The sequence below is a fragment of the Thiocystis violascens DSM 198 genome, from assembly GCF_000227745.2.
GTDB lineage: Bacteria > Pseudomonadota > Gammaproteobacteria > Chromatiales > Chromatiaceae > Chromatium > Chromatium violascens.
Genome location: NC_018012.1, coordinates 2,157,833 through 2,170,714, shown reverse-complemented (window position 1 = coordinate 2,170,714; position 12,882 = coordinate 2,157,833). Strand labels below are relative to the sequence as shown.

The 12,882-nt window shown below is 59.4% G+C and carries 18 protein-coding genes; 12 read left to right on the top strand and 6 right to left on the bottom strand.

Annotation, left to right across the window (positions count from 1 at the left end; all coding sequences use genetic code 11):
• Positions 1–46: 46 nt before the first annotated feature.
• The 11 genes from lipA to pufA (THIVI_RS23600) all read left to right on the top strand — a co-directional run bounded on the left by lipA (position 47) and on the right by pufA (THIVI_RS23600) (position 5,103).
• Positions 47–1,021, top strand: coding sequence for a lipoyl synthase (gene lipA, locus THIVI_RS09615; RefSeq protein WP_014778405.1), 975 nt, complete (start codon positions 47–49; stop codon positions 1,019–1,021).
• A 52-nt stretch (positions 1,022–1,073) separates the two neighbouring features.
• On the top strand, positions 1,074–1,895 hold the full coding sequence (locus tag THIVI_RS09610) for a YdcF family protein (RefSeq protein WP_014778404.1): 822 nt from the start codon (positions 1,074–1,076) through the stop codon (positions 1,893–1,895).
• Positions 1,896–1,933: 38 nt separating this feature from the next.
• A complete protein-coding gene (locus THIVI_RS09605; protein ID WP_014778403.1) occupies positions 1,934–2,365 on the top strand; it encodes a hypothetical protein in 432 nt (143 codons plus the stop codon).
• Positions 2,366–2,579: 214 nt separating this feature from the next.
• Entirely contained in the window at positions 2,580–2,726 is a 147-nt protein-coding gene (gene pufB / locus THIVI_RS09600; protein WP_014778402.1) for a light-harvesting antenna LH1, beta subunit, read from the top strand.
• Between the two features lie 20 nt (positions 2,727–2,746).
• On the top strand, positions 2,747–2,968 hold the full coding sequence (pufA, locus tag THIVI_RS09595) for a light-harvesting antenna LH1, alpha subunit (RefSeq protein WP_014778401.1): 222 nt from the start codon (positions 2,747–2,749) through the stop codon (positions 2,966–2,968).
• Positions 2,969–3,061: 93 nt separating this feature from the next.
• Entirely contained in the window at positions 3,062–3,202 is a 141-nt protein-coding gene (pufB, locus tag THIVI_RS09590; RefSeq protein ID WP_014778400.1) for a light-harvesting antenna LH1, beta subunit, read from the top strand.
• Between the two features lie 50 nt (positions 3,203–3,252).
• Positions 3,253–3,414 (top strand): light-harvesting antenna LH1, alpha subunit, encoded by a 162-nt coding sequence (gene pufA, locus THIVI_RS23605; protein WP_014778399.1) that lies wholly within the window; start codon positions 3,253–3,255, stop codon positions 3,412–3,414.
• 853 nt (positions 3,415–4,267) lie between these two features.
• The gene (gene pufB, locus THIVI_RS09585) at positions 4,268–4,414 is read left to right on the top strand and encodes a light-harvesting antenna LH1, beta subunit (protein ID WP_014778398.1); all 147 of its coding nucleotides are present in this window, start codon (positions 4,268–4,270) and stop codon (positions 4,412–4,414) included.
• A gap of 21 nt (positions 4,415–4,435) precedes the next feature.
• Entirely contained in the window at positions 4,436–4,657 is a 222-nt protein-coding gene (gene pufA / locus THIVI_RS09580; RefSeq protein ID WP_041446920.1) for a light-harvesting antenna LH1, alpha subunit, read from the top strand.
• 96 nt (positions 4,658–4,753) lie between these two features.
• Entirely contained in the window at positions 4,754–4,894 is a 141-nt protein-coding gene (pufB, locus tag THIVI_RS09575) for a light-harvesting antenna LH1, beta subunit (RefSeq protein WP_014778396.1), read from the top strand.
• A 50-nt stretch (positions 4,895–4,944) separates the two neighbouring features.
• Positions 4,945–5,103 carry a light-harvesting antenna LH1, alpha subunit gene (pufA, locus tag THIVI_RS23600; RefSeq protein ID WP_014778395.1) on the top strand — a complete coding sequence of 53 codons (159 nt, stop codon included), beginning with the start codon at positions 4,945–4,947 and terminating at the stop codon, positions 5,101–5,103.
• Here the strand turns inward: pufA (THIVI_RS23600) and THIVI_RS25100 are convergent.
• Positions 5,044–5,415 (bottom strand): hypothetical protein, encoded by a 372-nt coding sequence (locus THIVI_RS25100; protein ID WP_014778394.1) that lies wholly within the window; start codon positions 5,413–5,415, stop codon positions 5,044–5,046. The genes pufA (THIVI_RS23600) and THIVI_RS25100 overlap by 60 nt on opposite strands.
• Positions 5,416–5,446: 31 nt before the next feature.
• Here THIVI_RS25100 and THIVI_RS09570 point away from each other — a divergent pair, with 31 nt between their 5' ends.
• Complete coding sequence (locus THIVI_RS09570) at positions 5,447–6,877, top strand: BCD family MFS transporter (protein ID WP_014778393.1); 1,431 nt, start codon at positions 5,447–5,449, stop codon at positions 6,875–6,877.
• Between the two features lie 393 nt (positions 6,878–7,270).
• Here THIVI_RS09570 and THIVI_RS09565 read toward each other — a convergent pair whose 3' ends face one another.
• The 5 genes from THIVI_RS09565 to THIVI_RS09545 all read right to left on the bottom strand — a co-directional run bounded on the left by THIVI_RS09565 (position 7,271) and on the right by THIVI_RS09545 (position 12,659).
• Positions 7,271–8,305, bottom strand: coding sequence for a M14 family metallopeptidase (locus THIVI_RS09565; RefSeq protein ID WP_014778392.1), 1,035 nt, complete (start codon positions 8,303–8,305; stop codon positions 7,271–7,273).
• Between the two features lie 116 nt (positions 8,306–8,421).
• Positions 8,422–9,843 carry a glutamate-cysteine ligase family protein gene (locus tag THIVI_RS09560; RefSeq protein ID WP_014778391.1) on the bottom strand — a complete coding sequence of 474 codons (1,422 nt, stop codon included), beginning with the start codon at positions 9,841–9,843 and terminating at the stop codon, positions 8,422–8,424.
• A gap of 29 nt (positions 9,844–9,872) precedes the next feature.
• Positions 9,873–10,109 (bottom strand): ATP-binding protein, encoded by a 237-nt coding sequence (locus THIVI_RS09555; RefSeq protein ID WP_207188677.1) that lies wholly within the window; start codon positions 10,107–10,109, stop codon positions 9,873–9,875.
• 129 nt (positions 10,110–10,238) lie between these two features.
• Positions 10,239–10,901 carry an N-acetylmuramate alpha-1-phosphate uridylyltransferase MurU gene (murU, locus tag THIVI_RS09550; protein ID WP_014778389.1) on the bottom strand — a complete coding sequence of 221 codons (663 nt, stop codon included), beginning with the start codon at positions 10,899–10,901 and terminating at the stop codon, positions 10,239–10,241.
• Positions 10,902–10,904: 3 nt separating this feature from the next.
• Positions 10,905–12,659, bottom strand: coding sequence for a SulP family inorganic anion transporter (locus THIVI_RS09545; protein WP_014778388.1), 1,755 nt, complete (start codon positions 12,657–12,659; stop codon positions 10,905–10,907).
• Positions 12,660–12,882 lie beyond the last annotated feature (223 nt).

Below are 12,882 nucleotides of genomic sequence, written 5' to 3'. Positions count from 1 at the left end.
CCTTGCGGTTTCAATCGTCCGTTTTTTCTGACTCGCGAGCCCATGCATGTCCGATCCCAGTCACCTGATCACGCCTTCGCGTTCCACCCCGGACACCCATCAACGCGGCAAGGATAAGCTTGCCCGTATCCCGGTCAAGGTGGAGACGGGCGGAGAGATCCCGCGCAAGCCAAGTTGGATTCGCGCCAAGGCACCGATCGGGCCTGGCGTGGCGCGCATCAAGAGCCTGCTGCGACAAAGCAAGCTGACCACCGTGTGCGAAGAAGCCATGTGTCCCAATCTCGGCGAATGCTTCAATCATGGCACCGCCACCTTTTTGATTCTGGGCGATATCTGTACGCGCCGCTGCCCCTTTTGCGATGTCGCGCACGGACGGCCTAAACCGGTCGATACAGAGGAGCCACAGCATTTGGCGGATTCCGTCGCGACCATGGGTCTGCGCTACGTTGTCATTACCTCGGTCGATCGGGACGATCTGCGCGATGGCGGGGCAGGTCACTTTGCCGACTGCCTGCGAGCGGTCCGCGCCAGGAATCCGTCCACCAGACTGGAAGTGCTGGTGCCGGATTTCCGCGGTAGGGAATCTATCGCGCTCGACCAGTTCTCAGGCGATGGTTTGCCGGATGTATTCAATCACAATCTGGAAACCGTACCGCGACTTTATCGTCAGGTCAGGCCCGGCGCGGACTATGCCGGCTCGCTGCGACTCCTCCAGGCATTCAAGTCTCGTCATCCCGCGATCCCGACCAAGTCGGGTCTCATGCTCGGGCTTGGGGAAACGCACGAGGAAGTGTGTGCGGTCATGCAGGATTTGCGCGATCATGATTGCGACATGCTGACCATCGGGCAGTATCTTCAGCCGAGTCGCGATCATCTTCCGGTGACACGCTACTGGACTCCCGGCGAGTTCGACGAATTGCGTGTCATGGGGGAAACAATGGGGTTCTCCAATGTCGCCAGCGGCGCGATGGTGCGCTCCTCGTATCATGCCGATCGCCAGGCGAGCGCCGTCATCGCGTAATTCCGCAAGCAACGGCACGTTATTCAACCCCTTCATCGTCGCTTTCGGGATCATGGTTTACAGCGTTCTGAAAAGCTTGCTGCTCCCGCCCGGCATTTTGATCGTGATGCTGATTGCGGCCTTTTTTCTGGTCCGCGGCGTTCTTGGTCGTCTGCTGCTCTTCACGGCCGTCACGGTCCTGACCCTGATGAGCCTCTCGCCAGTCGGCACCCGTCTCATGGAACCGCTGGAGAGGTATTCCGCCCTGGGTACGCCCGCCACGCCCTTTCCGTCGACGGCTCAGGCGATCGTCATTCTGAGCGCGGGTCGCGTGACCGGCGCGCCGGAATACGGCGGCGACACACTCGACGATGCCAGTCTGAGACGGGTGCGCTATGGGGCGAAGGTCGCTCGGACGACTGGGCTTCCACTCTATGTCACGGGCGGCGCCCAGCCCGGCGAGTATCCGCCGATGGGCGTGTTGATGGCCAACCTGCTACGCGAGGATTATGGCGCGGTCGTCGCGGGGGTGGAGTCGGAGAGCCGAACGAGTTGGGAAAACGCCGCTTATACCGCGCCATTGCTGTCACGGGATGGCATCGCGCACATCCTGCTGGTCAGTGATGCCTGGCATCTGCCGCGCGCCGTCGAGGCGTTCGAGTCGGCCGGCCTGACCGTCACCCCAGCTCCAACCGCCTTTGCGCATCATCCGGGCTGGGAGACGGAACTGACCTTGCGCGATTGGTTGCCGTCCGCGAGCGCCTTCAAATTGAGTTACCTGGCCATTCACGAACACCTGGGGCGTGTCTGGTACCAGATCAGAACCTGGAAACAAGGGCCGCCGCAGGTTACTCAGGCCGCGCCGAGGCTCCAGCAGACAAGTCCCAATCAATAAGCACCAACGCGCGTTGGTCCATCCAAGAGGAATTGCGAGTGAAATACGCGGCAAAGCGAACCTGGCCCGAAAAACAAAAATCCTGGGAATTCCTCGACGAAGCCGATACCCCGGAGGCTTTTGCACTAGAGTTTGCGGCGAGACGAAAGCTCGATCTGGAAACCGAGTTCGTCATCATGGAGAAAGAGGGCGATGATGCGGAAATCCAGTTTTTTCGCGTCACCGGCTGCGCTCCTTATCAAGTCGGCGCTGCCGAGCCAAGGGCGGCCGGGGATGCGTCAGACAGCGCGAGCAAGGATGCGGGCGCTACGACACACGCTCAAGGAGATGACGATTCCGAATCCGTGGGAGCGCCGAATCTCAGTCCAGTCATCTCCATGCTTCTTTACATGGCGAAGGTTGGGTTTATCGCGACTGCCTCGATCGCGGCTATGGGTTTTATCATCAAGTATCTCAGAAGCGTATTGTGACTCGTCGTGACGTCGTCGCCGTGTTGGAATTTGGATGTAAAATCTACTTGACATCTAGCGGTGTCAAGCTAATATGACACTCAGGATCACAGACGGATCCTACTGTTTTAAGTCCCTTTTGAAGGGCCGGTGTGCAACTGAGGGCCTGCTGACGATCGGAAGGCCGTCTAGCGTACAAATACAAAGCTCATAATCCTTGATTAAGGAGGCCAATATGGCTGAAGCAGCAAAAAGTCTGTCGGGTTTGTCCGAGCAGCAGGCGAAAGAATTCCACGAGCAGTTTAAGGTCACCTATACCGCATTTGTCGGTCTGGCCGCGCTTGCGCATCTGTTCGTCATTGCGGCGAATCCTTGGTGGTAATTTAGAGTCGAGGTATTGCAATGAATATCGAATTCATGGGTTACAAGCCGCTTGAGCAGGATTACCGTTTTTGGCTGGTCGTCAATCCGGCTACCTGGTTGATCCCGACGTTACTGGCCGTTCTGGTCGTTGCGCTTCTGGTTCACGCCGTTGCCTTCTCGCTGCCAGGTCAGGGTTGGTCCGCGCCTGCGCCTGCCGCTGTTGAAGCCGCGCCTGCTGTCGAGGCTGCGCCCGCTCAGTAAAGTTTTGTGTTGCCGGGGCAATCAGCTGCGGCAAGAAAATAGCCAACTGTTTCGGCAGTGGCAATGTCATTCATCCCAATGGGAGGTATAACGATGGCCGAGCAATCCTTGTCGGGTCTGACCGAACAACAAGCAAAAGAATTCCATGAGCAGTTCAAGGTCACCTACACCGCATTCGTCGGTCTGGCCGCGCTTGCGCATCTGTTCGTCATTGCCGCGAAGCCTTGGTGGTAACAATCCCTGGTTTCATCCGGTTCTAGTCCATAATTTACGAGGATAATACAATGAGCGAAGTTGCAAAGCCGAAAAATCCAGAAGACGATTGGAAAATCTGGCTTGTCGTCAATCCAGCTACCTGGTTGATGCCAGTTCTGTTTGCTGTCCTGCTGGTTGCGATCGCCGTCCATTGGGTCGTGTTTGCAATCGGGCTTGGCTGGGGGGCTTGATCCCTTCGGATCTGGTTTGCGTAAGCGTTATGTTTTCGTAAAGCCATGGGCGTGCCTCCCGCGCGCCCTAAAGCCAGAAAGGATGAGACACATCTAAACATGTGTCTCCCTTTTGCGACACAGAAGTAGTTAAAGTGTCGTGATGCAAGTATCGCTACTGCCAAGTGTCGATGTGCAGTTCCGTGGTTAAAGTATAAAAATCATAATCCGCTCTACTGTTGCTCCCCGCTTATCTGTGGTTTTCTCTCTGTCCTTCGTGCCGTTTTCTCTCTAGTCCTTCGTTCTGTCGAGTTTGACCAACTCGCTGGAAGCGTTTGTCTTGGCATCTGCTCTGTTTTACGCAGGATCACGCGATCATGAGGGTGTTATGCGTCGCGCGCCAGCCAACGGTGAACTGTCGGCTGTGCGACCGACTGAGGCAGCACATAGACGGAACCGTCCTCGAAACCCCAAGCGCTGTCAGCGCTGGAAGCGATCCTGTCTGATGCGCGCATGGCGTCCAGAAGGGATTCGCATGGTTGCGCTCGGTTTCGTTGGCGGAAAGCGCTGATCGACTTCGTTGGAAAAGCTAAAAAAATAAATCACTTAATACGTGTCAAACGCGACGTGCGTCGATGCCCGGGACGCCAGAGTCAACGCATGCCGTACTGATCCTGCTTAGTCTCAACAATCAAAATCAGGTTTTTTGTCTTGAAAGGTTGACATTCCATGATGTCAAGCTAAGATGACACACAGGATCTCCGGAGTGACATGGGGCTCCAAGATAGGCAGACGGAATCATTCGGATCGGAAGACCCTGTTTGTTTTCGCTGTCAGTCGCAATCACACGAATCATTTTAAAACGGAGGCCAACATGGCTGAAGCAGCAAAAAGTCTGTCGGGTTTGACCGATCAGCAGGCAAAAGAATTTCACGAGCAGTTCAAGGTGACCTATACCGCATTCGTCGGTCTGGCCGCGCTCGCGCATCTGTTCGTGATTGCAGCGAATCCTTGGTGGTAATTTAGAGTCGGGATGAATGTTATGAATATCGAATTCATGGGTTACAAGCCGCTTGAGCAGGATTATCGGTTTTGGCTGGTCGTCAATCCAGCCACTTGGCTGATCCCGACGCTGCTCGCCGTCCTGGTCGTTGCACTTCTGGTTCACGTCGTTGCCTTCTCGCTGCCGGGTCAAGGTTGGTCGGCTCCCGCGCCTGTCGCTGTTGAAGCCGCGCCTGCTGTCGAGGCTGCGCCAGCTCAGTAAGATTTTGTTTCGTCGTGGCATATTCAGCCGCGACAGAAAAATAGCCATCTGTAACAACAGTGGCATTGTTAAATCATCCCCTTGGGAGATACATCGATGGCCGAGCAATCCTTGTCGGGTCTGACCGAGCAGCAAGCGAAAGAATTCCATGAGCAGTTCAAGGTGACCTATACCGCATTCGTCGGTCTGGCTGCCCTTGCGCATCTGTTTGTCATCGCCGCGAAGCCTTGGTTCTAAGAATCTCGCCTTCGACCGGTTTCTAGTCCATACATTTAGAGGTCAATACAATGAGCGACGTCAAAAAGCCAAGCAATCCGGAAGACGATTGGAAAATCTGGTTGGTCGTGAATCCGTCGACTTGGCTGATGCCGATTTTCTATGCGCTCTTAGTGCTTGCGATCGCTGTCCATTGGGTTGTGTTCGCGGTTGGTCTTGGCTGGAATTGATCCAGGTTGTTGGATGAGGGTCTCCGTATAGGCGACCTCAACATCCTTGAGCGCACAAGTCAGTGTGTTAAGGATTGACGGTAGATGGGATGCGGAAAACTGGTATTTCCATCTGCCGTCGAAATCCCTTTCAAATTCTCGAAATTGATTTTCCGCACCGCCAAATTCATATTTCTGGTTCAATGATTCGGGTGATTCTGGCTGATCCGCAACGTAAGGGTGGATTGGCTTTTTTTGTTTAAAAAATGTTGGAGTTGCCATTGCCAGATCGTGTCTGGCTTGCCTTTGGAATGTCAGGTACAGTTTCTCCATCTCACTTTCCTGTTTCGGAGATGAAAACGGCATGAGTCGCCCGGATGAACAACAGTTACTCGCCTGGCGTCAGCTTGTGCGAAGGATTCTTCCTTTCGCCGATGTGGCGACGGCCGATCTGCCGCTGAAGCGTTTATTACGATTGTCGCTGTTCCAGGTCTCGGTGGGCATGGCCATGGTTTTGCTGACCGGGACGCTCAATCGCGTCATGGTCGTCGAGTTAGGCGTTCCGACCTGGCTGGTTGCGACCATGGTCGCCTTACCCCTGGTTTTCGCGCCCTTTCGCGCGCTGATCGGTCATCGCTCCGATTATCACCACTCGGCCTTTGGCCTGCGCCGCATTCCCTACATCTGGATGGGGAGTATGTTGCAGTTTGGCGGCTTCGCCATTATGCCGTTCGCACTGCTGTTGTTGGCCGATGCCGACAACGCGCTCAATGTCCTAGGGAAAATCGGCGCCGCGCTGGCCTTTCTGCTGGTGGGCGCGGGTTTGCATACGACCCAGACCGCTGGATTGGCATTGGCGACGGACTTGGCTCCTGTCGACAAACGCCCGCGCGTCGTTGCCTTGCTCTACGTGACGCTGCTGCTTGGCATGTTGTTCAGCGCCTTACTGTTCGGCCAACTGCTCACGAATTTCTCCCAGCAATTACTGATTCAGCTCATTCAAGGCGCTGCGGTGGCGACCATTGTTCTGAATGTCGTGGCGTTGTGGAAGCAGGAGGCGATCGATCCCAAGCGTGCCGCCGCCCCGGAAAAGCGTCCTCCGTTCATGGAAACCTGGCGCGATTTCTCGCAGGGCGGGCGCGCGAGCCGTTTGCTGATTGGCGTTGGCTTTGGAACGGCCGGCTTTACCATGCAGGATATTTTGCTGGAGCCCTACGGCGGCCAAGTTCTGGGCATGACGGTTTCTCAAACCACGGCACTCACCGCATTGCTGGCGGCCGGGACGCTGGTGGCGCTCGCGTTCGCGGGGCGTTTCCTGAGTCGCGGGGGCAGTGCCTATCGACTCTCGGTTCTTGGGGCGACGATTGGCCTTGTGGCATTCGCGTCGGTGATCCATGCGGCATCGATCGAGTCGGTCCTGGTGTTTCGGATCGGCACCGGGCTGATTGGATTTAGCGCCGGTCTCTTTGCTGTCGGCACCTTGACCGCCGCCATGGATCTGGCCGAAGGCGGTCACAGCGGTCTCGCGCTGGGTGCCTGGGGCGCGGTTCAGGCAACCGCGAGTGGGGTCGCGATGGCGTTTGGCGGAGCGGTCCGCGACCTGGTTTCCGGTCTTGCGCAGTCCGGATCGCTTGGTCCCGACTTTACCGGCCCGGTGGTCGGCTATGCGTTCGTCTATTTTGTCGAGATTCTGTTGCTGCTTGGGACGCTGGCGGTGATGGCGCCGCTTGCGCTCCGCGCGGTGGATAAAACGATACGTACCTCGTCCAATATCCGGCTGGATCAGCTTCCCTAGTGCAAACTGTGCGAAAGTTCCAGGACCGTCTCAGGTCGTTGTCGTAGTCGAATATTCGCCATGTCGAGACCGCGGTCACGATTACGACAACGAGGAGGCTACGGTCTCGGACTTTAGGAACTTGTTTCCCGATTTGAACTGTACTCTGTGCGTGGCGACCTTGAATCCGTTCATGGTTCGACAAGCTCACCACGAACGGATTCAAGGTCAACCTCGGAGTGCGATTTTCCGTTCGTCCTGAGCTTGTCGAAGGACGAACGGAAAATCGGGAAATCGGAAAATCCTATGTGGACAGTTACTTAGGAAGGGCAGCGCTCGCCTGCGTTCGCTTAATGATCGACTCATCGCTTGAGAGCCAAGACGCGGACCTTGAAAGCCGCTGGCTGCAGGCGATCAGTTTCGCTGCGGCAGATGCTCGCGATAACGTTCCATCAGATAGCAGAGACAATCCTGGCGGATGACGGTCTCGTCGCGGGTGAGCATGGATGGCATGGCGGGCTGACGGAGGCGCAGTTCGAAGTCCTCGGCGTGAAAATACCGTTCGCTCACGTCCAGCCCCTGTTCGTCACGGACCTCCAATCGGGCCGCCTTCCCATTCAGTCGTCGGCCGAAGGCCGTACCGCGCGGCAACTCGCAGAAATTCCAATGCTCCAGGGCTGGATTCAAGAGTAGGTCGACCTCGTCAGACGAAAAGCTGAAGCGAACCTCGGCAGGTACCGTGACCTGCGCGACGGAGTGGAAGAGGTCGATGTCCTGAGCCGGTAGCGCATGATCGGGGATGTCGTTCAGATGCAATGCTGCGTCGATGAAGTTCCGCGCATGCTCGATGCCATGTTGCTCGCCCACCTTGCCGCACTCCACGGTGACGGCCGGACAGAGCCGCGCCATGGCCATCGACTGGACGCCGGTCGGGCGTTTGAAATAGACGACTGTGCGGCTGAAGAGTGTCGCAAGCTGAAGGATGCGATTGTCGATCTGATCGATACAGGCATAGTGGGGATTGGAGCCGGTGTTGTTATGCAAATCCAGACTCGCGAAGAGCCTCCGTTCGGCCATGATCTCGACGACGCGCGCCATGATGTCGTGTTCGGGCGTGTGGGGCGTGACGGAGCCGGGCCAGACGCGGTTGTAATCGGGTTGCTCGGGAAGATGGCGCGCACTGCTGGCCGCGGCGGCGACATTTCCGATGAAGATCGTGAGCGAACGGGGTAGGCGCGACTCGCCGAAGCGGGCGAGTCGCGCTTGCAGCAGATTCCTGATCGCGTCCCAGCCGACCGTCTCGTTACCGTGCATCAACACGGAGACGAAGAGCGCCGGTTCGCGCGCGCCGGATAAATGAATCAGCGTGGGCGCGCCGAGCCAGGCGTTTAGTTGGTGGCTCTCCGCGTCCAGGAGTCCGTCGGGCAGGGCGTCGAATTGCTTGAGCATGGAGGGTGTTCGGAATCCGATGGCTGTACTGATGAAACCGCGTTCATCGCATGATACGCGCCGCTTCGAGCGAGTGGGTTTCAAACTCGCCCCACGGTCATCGATATGGGGTCGCGCTAGTCTAACGTCCACCGGTGAGCTGGCTGGCCGCTTTCTTGATGTGCGAGATAGGCCGCGGTCAGGCCGACCATGTCCGGCTGATGCCGTTCCACCCAGGCGCGCTGCCAGCGCGCGCCGGTCTGACCGGTTTCCAGGCGCTCGGCGATGATCCCGAGCCAATGCTCGCGCTCCGCCGGATCGATCCCCAACTCCGCCAGCCCCTGTCGGGCGCGGGGTAGCAGATCGTCCTTGATGATCCGCGTCACGGGCAGGGTCTGGCCGTCCAGCCAGGGGATCCGCGCGGCCAGTCCCGCGCGGGCGCAGGCATAAAATCCCTTCTGCGCATGTAAAAACAGCAAGCGCGACTCGGGTGGTCTTTCATCCCGCGCCAGATTCCGCATCAGACCGAAATAGAACGCCGCATTGGCGATCGCATCCGCCACCGAGGGGCCGGCGGGCATCACCCGATGCTCGATGCGCAGATGCGGACGGCCGCACGCATCGAAGCCGATCAGCGGACGATTCCAGCGCCAGATGGTGCCATTGTGCAGGCAGAGATGGGCGAGTCGCTCCGGCGGGGAATCCATCAGATGAGGGAGCAGCACCGGATAACGGTCGAAATTGGCGCGGAAGGTTTCCAGGATCGAGCGCTCGGCGTAGCGAAAACCGAAATTGGCGCGCTCCTGCAGAATGGGACCGCCCACCGAGACGGCTTGCTCGAACAGCGGGATGCGGGTCTCGTCCCAGAGATCGCGCCCGAAAAGATAGGGCGAGTTGGCGCTGATCGCCACCATCGGACCGCTGACCACTTTCGAGGCATTATAAACGCGCGCCGATTCCTCCGGCTTGACCTTGAGATGGAGTTGGAAGGAGGTGGCCGCCGCCTCCAGCATCACGTCGCGCCACTCCAGATCGAGACGGTCACGCCCTTCGATGAGGAGTTGCAGTGGGCGTCCGTGGCGCAGTTCGAAGATCCGGGCGTTGAGTGCGCGAAAGCGATCGCGGGGGGTCATGAAGTCAAGGGCGAGATGCTCCGGGCGCACCGTCGGCAGGATGCCGATCATGGTCAGGCGACTTTGAAGACCCGAGCCCGCGCGGTTGGCTTGCTCCAGCGTCGCGGTCAGTTCTCCCGCCAGACGCGAGAGCGCATTGCCCTGCAAGCGGGTCGCGGTCCCATTGAACTCGACGTTAAAGGTGGCAAGTTCGGGGACGACCAGCGGATCCGCCACCTGTTTCAGTAAGGCGTCGACCTGTGGCGCGGGGAGCATGTCGGGCGCGACCAGACAGGCTTCCAACTCGTAGCCGACGGTTGGCTCCCCATCTTCCAGCGTGCCGTCCGCGAACCAGCGCTCCAGCAAACGGGTCTCCTGGCGCAGACGCTTGGAAAACTCGTCGAAGTCGTGTTGCGTAAACTGCGAAGCGGCGATTGCCTGACCCATGCGCGCGTGCGAGCGGCGGCAAAATCGCGTTACAGCCCGATCAACTCGGCATGGATGCCTTGCGCGGTCGCGGCCTCCAGGATGGCCGCGCTGCTTGTTTTCTCGGGGTTGTATCCGACAATCATGAGATGGGGGCGGTCCGTTTGGGCATGAACGCTGACCACGCCATCGACGGCGCGGATCGCGGTTTCGATGCGCGCGCGGTTTTCGGCATCCAGGGACTCATCGATGTGCAGGGTAATGTCGGCAATCTGAATGTTCATCATGATCCTCTATCGATTCGTGAATGACGTTCGCGAGAGATGAAGATGCTTTCGGATGGCGCGCGCGGTTGCTTCGCCGTTGCCTGAATCCAGTATAGCGCCCGGTTCGATCTTCGCTCCCGGGATCGCGGTTTACTGACGCCCGAGCAGCCGATCCAACTCGCCCAGTCGCTCCGGAGTGCCGATATCGAACCAACGCCCGGCATGCCGCCGACCGCCGACCCGTCCCGCCAGCATCGCGTTGCGTAAGAGGGGCGCGAGCGGGAAGGCGCCCGCTGAGCAGCCGTCGAACAGCTCGGGGCGGTAGAGTCCGAGACCGCTGAAGGTATAGCGCGGCGACCCTTCAGGATAGACCCGCCCATTGGCAAGCGCGAAATCGCCCGTCGGGTGATGCGGCGGATTGTCCACCAGGATCAAATGGGCCAGGTCGTCCGCGTCCAGCTTCAGATCGGTCAGCGCGCAATCGGTCCAGACATCGCCGTTGACGACCAGAAAAGGCGCGGGGCCAAGCAGTGGGAGCGCCTTGAAAATACCGCCGCCGGTTTCGAGCGCCTGTGCCTCGGCCGAGTAGCGGATGCGCACCCCGAAGTCGGCGCCATCGCCCAGGGCCGCCTCGATTCGCTCGCCCAGATGGGCATGATTGATGATCAGATCACGGAAGCCGGCCGCCGCCAGGCGCTCGATGTGATAGACGATGAGCGGCTTGCCGGCCGCTTCAAGCAACGGTTTGGGCGTGTGGTCGGTCAACGGCCGCATGCGGTTGCCGCGTCCCGCGGCGAGGATCATCGCTTTCATGGTTCAGGCGTTGCACTCGCGGAAGATCCGCTTGTCGCAGGTGGCGCAGACACTCTTGTCCAGCTTCTGGTAGATCCCACGGATCGCTGCCGTCTTGGCCTGGAAGACATTGCGCGCGCCGGTGGCGTCCAGACAACCGCAGCGTTCCAGTTCCTCCCACAGACCTTGTTTGACGTTGATCAGATACATGCCGCCGCCATCCGTCCGGCGCCGCTCGGCCTCCAGCGCCAGCGTTTGACCGCCCTGAAGATCGACGAAGTTGATGCCGTTGGCGATCAGGGCCAGGTGTTTCTGTTCGGGGTGTTCCGCGCGCAGCCGGTCGAAGAACTGTTCGACATGGGCGACCGAGCCGAAGAAGAGCGAGCCGTCGATGCGCAGAATGCGCAACTGCGGACATTGGGGCAGATCCGGGTCGCTGGAGAAGGCGTGATTGGGCAGGAGAGGATTCGGCGCGAGGGTCACGATCCGCGGCTTGGAGGTGCGGTCGAGATACAGCACCAGCGACAGCAGCACCCCGGAGAAGATGGCGAATTCCAGTTCCAGGAAGATGGCGGAGAAAAAGGTCACCGCCAGCACGCCGGTCTCGCGCCGGGAGGCATGCAGGATATGGCCGATTTCCTTGAAGTCGATCAAGCCCCAGGCGACCAGGAACAGCACGCCGGCCATCGCGGCCTTGGGCAGATAGCTCGCGAAGGGCGCCACCAGCAGCACGATGGCCATCAGCATGAAGGCGGCGAAGATCGATGCCAGCGGCGTGCGCGCGCCGGCCTCGTAGTTCACTCCGCTGCGATTGAAGGAGCCGGTCGCGACATAGCCCGAGAAGAAGGAGCCGGCGATGTTGGACAGCCCCTGGCCGATAAACTCCTGATTGCCGTCGATGCGATAACCGCCGCGCGCGGCGAGCGAACGGCCGATGGAGACCGCCTCGGTCAGGGCGAAGAGGGTCACGGCCAGCGCCGTTGGCGCCAGTTGGCGGATGTGATCGAGCGTCAGCGAGGGCGAGGAAAGCGGCGGTAGGCTCGCGGGCAGGGCGCCCACGGTGGCGATGCCAGTTTGGTCGACCCCCAGCCAGAGATCCAGGGCCACGGCCAGCAGACTGCCGCCGATCATGGCGACGATCATGTAGGGGATGCGCGGCAGCCAGCGTTTGCAGACGATGCCGATCCCAAGCGTCACGGCGGCGACCAGCGTGGCGAGCGGGTTGATCTCGACGATGTGCTGACCGAACTGGAACAGGATGTCATGCAGATGGCCGCCGCTGTCCATCTCGATGCCGAAGAAATATTTGAGCTGCTTGGCCGCGATCAGGACCGCCGCGCCGGCGGTAAAGCCGACGATCACCGAATGCGAGATGAAATTGACCAGCGCGCCCATGCGCGCAAATCCCAGCGCCAGTTCCATTACGCCGACCATGAAGGTCAGGGTCAGGGCCAGGGTCACATAATCGGGCGTGCCCGGAATGGCCATGATGGAGAGCGACGAAAAGAGCACCACCGAGGCGGCCGTGGTCGGCCCCGACACCAGATGGCGCGACGAGCCGAACAGCGCGGCGATGATGGCTGGCACCATGCCGGCGTACAGACCGTACTCGGGCGGCATTCCGGCGATGGTGGCGAAGGCGACACCCTGCGGCAGCACCACGATGGCGCCAGTCAGCGCCGCGACCAGATCGGCCTTGAGTTCGACGCGCCCAACCCCCGGCAGCCAGGTCATGAAAGGCAGCATCCAGGACCAATTGGGCGAGCGGGCGGTTTTCATGGCGAGTCGAAGTCCTGGGCAAAATAGACAGAGGGGAGAGAATCGATGCCGCTGGAGGCGGTTGCGACGGACCGGATTGGCTTCGGTCATAGCCGGTTCCTTCGCGGGCAACCAATATTAAAGATTTATAATGTGATTGAACAGTTTGGATGTCCTGCCCGGCGATGCTCAATGCCGACGTAGAAGCCCGCTGGCGGGTCGCGTCAATATCAACCGCGCGAGT

Bases quoted from the DNA above. Each gene is read 5' to 3' on its own strand.
- lipA (WP_014778405.1), top strand. From the start codon at position 47: ATGTCCGATCCCAGTCACCTGATCACGCCTTCGCGTTCCACCCCGGAC.
- THIVI_RS09610 (WP_014778404.1), top strand. From the start codon at position 1,074: ATGGTTTACAGCGTTCTGAAAAGCTTGCTGCTCCCGCCCGGCATTTTG.
- pufB (WP_014778402.1), top strand. From the start codon at position 2,580: ATGGCTGAAGCAGCAAAAAGTCTGTCGGGTTTGTCCGAGCAGCAGGCG.
- pufA (WP_014778401.1), top strand. From the start codon at position 2,747: ATGAATATCGAATTCATGGGTTACAAGCCGCTTGAGCAGGATTACCGT.
- pufB (WP_014778400.1), top strand. From the start codon at position 3,062: ATGGCCGAGCAATCCTTGTCGGGTCTGACCGAACAACAAGCAAAAGAA.
- pufA (WP_014778399.1), top strand. From the start codon at position 3,253: ATGAGCGAAGTTGCAAAGCCGAAAAATCCAGAAGACGATTGGAAAATC.
- pufB (WP_014778398.1), top strand. From the start codon at position 4,268: ATGGCTGAAGCAGCAAAAAGTCTGTCGGGTTTGACCGATCAGCAGGCA.
- pufA (WP_041446920.1), top strand. From the start codon at position 4,436: ATGAATATCGAATTCATGGGTTACAAGCCGCTTGAGCAGGATTATCGG.
- pufB (WP_014778396.1), top strand. From the start codon at position 4,754: ATGGCCGAGCAATCCTTGTCGGGTCTGACCGAGCAGCAAGCGAAAGAA.
- pufA (WP_014778395.1), top strand. From the start codon at position 4,945: ATGAGCGACGTCAAAAAGCCAAGCAATCCGGAAGACGATTGGAAAATC.
- THIVI_RS25100 (WP_014778394.1), bottom strand. From the start codon at position 5,415: ATGGAGAAACTGTACCTGACATTCCAAAGGCAAGCCAGACACGATCTG.
- THIVI_RS09570 (WP_014778393.1), top strand. From the start codon at position 5,447: ATGAGTCGCCCGGATGAACAACAGTTACTCGCCTGGCGTCAGCTTGTG.
- THIVI_RS09565 (WP_014778392.1), bottom strand. From the start codon at position 8,305: ATGCTCAAGCAATTCGACGCCCTGCCCGACGGACTCCTGGACGCGGAG.
- THIVI_RS09560 (WP_014778391.1), bottom strand. From the start codon at position 9,843: ATGGGTCAGGCAATCGCCGCTTCGCAGTTTACGCAACACGACTTCGAC.
- THIVI_RS09555 (WP_207188677.1), bottom strand. From the start codon at position 10,109: ATGATGAACATTCAGATTGCCGACATTACCCTGCACATCGATGAGTCC.
- murU (WP_014778389.1), bottom strand. From the start codon at position 10,901: ATGAAAGCGATGATCCTCGCCGCGGGACGCGGCAACCGCATGCGGCCG.
- THIVI_RS09545 (WP_014778388.1), bottom strand. From the start codon at position 12,659: ATGAAAACCGCCCGCTCGCCCAATTGGTCCTGGATGCTGCCTTTCATG.